This is a genomic window from Streptomyces sp. NPDC002958, assembly GCF_055563255.1.
The window spans coordinates 1-1,827 of the sequence record NZ_JBVHDS010000077.1 but is presented as its reverse complement, the minus strand read 5'-3'; the positions used below and the strand labels follow the sequence as shown (position 1 = coordinate 1,827).

The window sequence follows — 1,827 nt, the reverse complement described above, 5'->3', positions numbered from 1 at the left end:
ACATCGCCACCTGCGACGTCACCGACCGCGACCAACTCGCCGACCTCATCGCATCCCTGAAGCACCCCCTGACCGCCGTCGTCCACGCCGCGGGCATCGTCTCCGACAGCACCGTCGAGGCCCTGACTCCCGCTCAGATCGAGCGCGTCATGCGCCCGAAGCTGGACGCCGCCCTGCACCTGGACGAGCTGACGGCGGACGCCGAACTCTCCGAGTTCCTTCTGTTCTCGTCGGTGGCCGCCATCATCGGCAGCCCCGGCCAGGGCAACTACGCCGCCGCCAACGCCACCCTCGACGCCCTCGCCGCCCGGCGCCGGGCGGCGGGGCGGCCGGCCACCTCGCTGGCCTGGGGCCTGTGGGCCGAGGAGCGCAGCATGGCCGGCCTGCTCGACGAGAACAGCGTGGCTCGCTGGGCACGCATGGGCGTCGGGGCCATCCCCAACGACCTCGGCCTCGAGCTCTTCGACCACGCCCGGCAGGTGGACGGCGCCCTTGCGGTGCCCGTACTCCTCGACCAGGCCGCGTTGCGCGCCCAGGCCCGGGCGGACATGCTGCCGGCCCTGATGCGGGGTCTCGTACGGGCCCCGGCGCGCCGGGAGCAGACGGCGGGCGGCGGAACCCTCGCGCAGCGAGTGGCGGCGGCGCCCGAGGCGGACCGGCCGGGGATCGTCCTGGAGCTGGTGCAAGCGCAGGTCGCGGCCGTACTCGGGCACTCCTCGCCGGAGGCGGTCGATCCCGAACGGGCATTCAAGGAGCTCGGCTTCGACTCCCTCGCCGGTGTCGAGCTGCGCAACCGCCTCACCCAGGCCGGTGGCGTACGGCTCCCCTCCACCCTCGTCTTCGACCACCCGACCTCAGGTGCCGTCGCGGCCTACATCCTCGCCGGCCTCGGGGGACCCACGACGCAGCAGAGCCTCTCCCCGTTCGAGGAGGAGCTGCAGAAGGTCGAGGCCCTGCTCACCGAACTGGCCGGGGACAGCGCGCAACTGGCCGAACTGGAGCCACGGCTCCGCGCCTTCAACAACCGACTGTGGTCCGTCCTCGGCGGTGCCGCCCACCACCACGACGACGCGGACCAGGACCTCGTCGAGAACTTCGACGACGTGTCCGACGAAGAGATGTTTGAGTTGATCGACAAGGAGCTCGGATCGTGACCCAGGGTACGGCTGACCAGCAGAGCAGCCGCTCGATGACCGACGAGCAGAAGCTCCGCATGTACCTCAAGAAGGTCACCGGAGAGCTGCGCACCGCCAACCGCCGCGTCCGCGAGCTGGAGCAGAGGGACATCGAGCCGCTGGCCATCGTCGGCATGAGCTGCCGCTACCCGGGCGGGGTGACCTCGCCCGAGGAGCTGTGGCAGCTCGTCGCGGAGGGCCGCGACGCCGTCTCGGCGCTGCCCGGAGACCGCGGTTGGGAGCAGGGGATCTACGACCCCGATCCCGAGCGGACCGGCAAGATCTCCGCGAGCGGCGGCGGGTTCGTAGCCTCGGCAGGCGACTTCGACGCGGGCTTCTTCGGGATCAGTCCGCGCGAGGCCCTCGCCATCGACCCGCAGCAGCGCCTCACCCTCGAGGCCGCCTGGGAAGCCCTGGAGGACTCGGGCATCGACCCCACCTCCCTGCGCGGTTCGAACACCGGTGTCTTCTGCGGCGCCCTGACCTCCGACTACGGCGGCCAGATGCCGCCCGATCTGGAAGGTTTTCGCCTGACGGGCACGACCACCAGCGTGCTGTCGGGCCGGGTCGCCTACACGTTGGGCCTGGAGGGCCCGGCCGTGTCGGTCGACACCGCCTGCTCCTCCTCCCTGGTCGCCCTGCACCTGGCCTC

General features: G+C 71.6%; 2 protein-coding genes. Both read left to right on the top strand.

Translation table 11 applies throughout. The features are described from left to right. Positions 1-1,154: beta-ketoacyl reductase (locus ACZ3IC_RS34145; RefSeq protein ID WP_467422612.1), on the top strand; the 1,154-nt coding region annotated here is incomplete at its 5' end. A 35-nt stretch (positions 1,155-1,189) separates the two neighbouring features. Further along, positions 1,190-1,827 (top strand): beta-ketoacyl synthase N-terminal-like domain-containing protein (locus ACZ3IC_RS34140; RefSeq protein WP_467422614.1); only part of this gene is annotated, 638 nt, incomplete at its 3' end.